The 4,083-nt window shown below is 67.3% G+C and carries 2 protein-coding genes; one reads left to right on the forward strand and one right to left on the reverse strand.

Annotated features, from left to right (window positions below):
• The coding region (locus NZM16_RS06650) for a hypothetical protein (protein WP_295479455.1) at window positions 1-1,778 on the forward strand (1,778 nt) is incomplete at its 5' end.
• 114 nt (window positions 1,779-1,892) lie between these two features.
• On the opposite strand, the gene NZM16_RS06655 is transcribed toward NZM16_RS06650, so the two are convergent.
• A partial coding sequence (locus tag NZM16_RS06655) for an O-antigen ligase family protein (protein WP_295479457.1) occupies window positions 1,893-4,083 on the reverse strand: 2,191 nt, incomplete at its 5' end.

A 4,083-nucleotide genomic window follows, 5' to 3' on the forward strand; every position in this document is an offset into this window, starting at 1 on the left:
GGGGCATGCCGCCCACCGGCGCTTACCTGGCGGAAATCCTGCGGGCGGAGGGGTTGAACGCCTTCCAGATGAGCCCCCTATCGGCCGCGCGCGAGGAGTTCCTGGAGCGCTTCCCTCTCGTGCTCCTGGGCGCCGGGCCTCTGGACACGACGAGGGCGGAAGGGCTACGCCGGTATGTGGCCCGCGGGGGATCCTTGATCGCGATGCGGCCTCCTTCCCATCTGGCGGACCTCTTTGGGGTAGAGCCCCTGGCTGGGCAAACGGCGGAGGGCTATCTCCGGATCCTCTCCGAACATCCGGTCGGGCGTGGATTTCCCCCAGAGGCCCTGCAATTCCATGGGCCGGCTGATCACTACCGTCTGGCGGGCGCGGAGGAGATCGCGCGACTGGCGACGAAGAACGGCGATCTGCCGTTCCCCGCTGTGACCATCCACCGGGTGGGATCCGGAAAGGCGGCCCTCTGGGCCTTCGATCTGGCCTGGAGCGTCGCCCTCACTCGCCAGGGCAACCCGGCTTATGCCAACCAGGAGCGGGACGGTATGCATGGGCTTCGAGCCCATGAGCTGTTTGAGGGATGGATCGATCTGGACCGCGTGGGGATCCCCCAGGCGGATGAGCAGATGCGCCTGTTGAGCCAGCTGATCGCCTGGATGCTGGCCGATCGCCTTCCCCTGACCCGCCTGTGGTATTTCCCGGCCGGCGCGCCGGGGATCCTGATCGCGACCGGCGACGCCCACAACACGCCGCCGGACGCGGTGGAGGAGGCCCTGCGCCGGGTGGAACAGCGAGAGGGCTGGTTCAGCGTCTACTACGCTCCCCTGCCCCGGAACCGTGCGCAACGGGCGTGGCATCGCCTGCTGAACTGGCTGGAGCGAGCCGCCGCCCACGTGGTGCAACCGGAGCACGTCCGGGCCTGGCGGGAGCGAGGCCATGAATTCGGGATCCACCCCTATGTGGAAGAAGGGCTGGAAGCGGGATGGCGGCGCTACTGGGAGGCTTTCACCGGGATGGGCTACGGGCCCGTTCCCCCTACCGTGCGCACCCATCGGGTGCTGTGGAGCGGTTGGGTGGAGACGGCGCGGATGCAAGCGAAGTATGGGATCCGGATGAACCTGGATTATTACCTCGTCGGCCCGATGTTTCGAAAGCCGGATGGAGATTGGGCCTTTGGCTACTTCACCGGAAGCGGTCTCCCCATGCGGTTCGTGGATGAACAGGGCCGGCTGCTGGCGATCTATCAGCAGCCCACCCAGCTGGTGGATGAGCAACTGATCGGGTGGACCTGGGAGGGGGCGCCGCGGTTCCCCCCGGCGAGGGCCGTGGAGATCTCCCGGGAGCTCCTAAGGGGAGCGGCGAAGGGCGCCTGGGGGGCGATCGGCCTCCAGGCCCATATCGATCCGTTCGCCATCGGTGGGGAGGCTGCGATCGCTCAGGCAGCCTGGCTGGAGGGCGTGCTGGACGCCGCTGTCGCCTATGGGCTTCCCATCTGGTCCGCCCACCGCTGGCTACAGTTTGTAGAGGCCCGGGCAGGAGCGATCTTCCAGGACCTCCGATGGGATCCGATTGCCCGGCGGCTGCAGTTTCTGATCCTACCGGGGGCCGCTCAGGAGTTCGAATGGGAGATCGGGATGCCCCTCGCATTCCAGGGCTTGCGCCTGGCGCGGGTGGAAGTGGACGGACGACCGATCGTCCATCGGGAGAGGCCCCTGCGCGGGATCGCTTACGGGTGGATCGCGCTCCCGATGCGGCCGGCGTCGGTGGTGGGCATCTACGCGTGACCCGATATCCAGCGACCGATGGGGTTTTCCCATCGCCGGTTGCGCCTTGAGAGGATTCCCTGAGGAGATCGTCGAGAGCACCCTGGCCCGGAGAGATTTGCGCCGTTCGAAATCTCAAGAGGGGAGAGCGCCGTCTTCTCCGGGACTGTTGCTTTCCCGAGATCCTGGATCAAAGGCGCCGGTGAGGAAGATGACCATGAACGCCATGGACAGGTCAACCAGGAAGAACCCATTATCGACCAGACCGTGCCCCAGTGTGTCCCCCATAGCCCCGGCGGCCCCCCAGCGCCAGGGATCTTGAGAGGCCCCTCGGCGTCCGACCCGGCGCCAGAACAGGATCTGCCACGCGATCCCGGCGATCAGCCCCAGCAATCCGGTCCGCGCCCAGAAATCCAGGAACACATTATGAGGGTGCGAGAGATTCGGCTCCTGCCACGCGTCCGGGCGAATATAGCGGCTTCGGAACCAATAGAGGAAGTTGTCCGGTCCGACCCCAAGCAGCGGGTGTTCCCGGAGCAGATCCATGGTGCTGGCCCATAGGCGGATCCGGAAGAACACAGTGCTCCCGGGCGTGGCGGCCCGCTGCGCCAGGGCCTCGCCCACGCGCGGTGCGACGATCGGGGCAACGATCAGCACCCCCACCAGCATCAGGGCTCCCATCCCCCAGCGAGCCCATCGGGGCAACCCTCCCCAGTGATCCCGAAGCCACAGCCCACCCATCACCGTTAGCGCGGCCGGGATCCCCAGGAACCACGCGCCTTCCGAACAGGTTCCCACCAGCGCAAGGCCCGCCAGGATCAGGGCGATCCCAGCCAGGATGCGAGTCCCAGGGGAAGCGGAACCGAGCGGAGGAGGATCCGGCTTCTGCTGAACCCCTCCCGGTTTCCGAAGAAACGGGGGCTCTTCCCCGCGGATTTCAGAGGGCGAGGACCCTGCGCGGTGAGGGGACCAGGCTCCTGCCGGGCCCATGGAGAACGCCAGCAGGAAAGGGAGCACCCTTCCCAGGTAGAGCGCCAGATTGTTGGGGGAGCCATATGGCCCTCGGATACACCGGGCGCCGGCCTCGCCGGTGATCAGCCCGGTCCCGGTGATCCACTGGGCCAGCCCAACCCCGGCGGCCCCGAGCCCCCCGAGCAGGAAGGCCAACAGCACGGTCCCCCACTCGGCCCGCGTGGGCCGCATCGCCCGGGCCAGCGCGTAGAACAGCAAGGGCTCGAGGATCACCATCCGCCATTCCCGCCACGCAACCCGTGGGAACGCTGCCAGGGCAGCGCTGAGGGTGGCCGCCCCGAAGAAGATCAGCATCCAGCGATCGGCTTCCTCCCATTCCCACCCTGCCCAGAGGTTTTTCCGCTGGAGGATCGCGCGACGGAGGATCCAGGCCGCTGCGGTCATCAGGATGGACAGCTCGGCCATGGAAAACGCCTTCTCGAAGAACGGCTTGGGGTAAAGATAGAAGGGCGCCCAGAAGGCGGTCAGGGCCAGGCCGAGCGTCGGCCGCGCCATGAGAAGCCCGAGGAGCAGAAGAGCCGTCAGCGCGATGAAGGCGATCCGCGGCGCCAGGTAGAAGACCCCGCTCACCGCCAACCCCAGGCCCAACCAGCCCACTTCGCCCCATCGACGATTCCCCCAGCTTTCCAGAGCCGCCCACCACATCCCCAGATAGACCACACCCGACAGCCCCCACGCGCCCCACCATCCCAGGCGATCGACCATCGCCGCCCCGATCCCTTGAAGGGTTTCCCAGAGGGCCCGCCGGCTTTGGAACAGGCCGACGAGGATCAACCATCCCCCGAGGCCCATCCCCAGGAGGCTGAGGATCAGCGCCCCCCGATACCACGGGATCGCTGGCTGAACCCCCGCGATGCTCCATCCCACCAGGGCCCACTGCCCCCATCCGCGCTCCGCCTCGATGCGCACGATGTGCTTCCCATACGGCAGGCCTTCCGCCACCGGGACCGTGACCACTTCCGAAGTCACGTAATCGGGGGAGGTCAGGATCAGATAAGCTCCGCGCTCGTCCCGCGGCAGCCGGTTCGCCGGTTGTCCATCCACCCACAGATACAGATGCGCCCGGTAGCCTCCCCGGCGGACTCGCAGGGCCAGCCCGGTTCCTTCGAAGATGAAACTCAGGCGATCGCCTTCCTCCTGTCCGATGTCCGCTCCCAGCGCAGAGAACCGCCACGCGCCTTCATATACTGCTCCCGGTGGCGGCCCATAGACTGATCCATCCGAGCTCCCCTGAGGGATCGCGGCCGGATAGTAGCCCGGCGTGAAGGGTGCGCTGCGCGCTGCGGCGCGCAGC

This window comes from Thermoflexus sp. (assembly GCF_025055495.1).
GTDB lineage: Bacteria > Chloroflexota > Anaerolineae > Thermoflexales > Thermoflexaceae > Thermoflexus.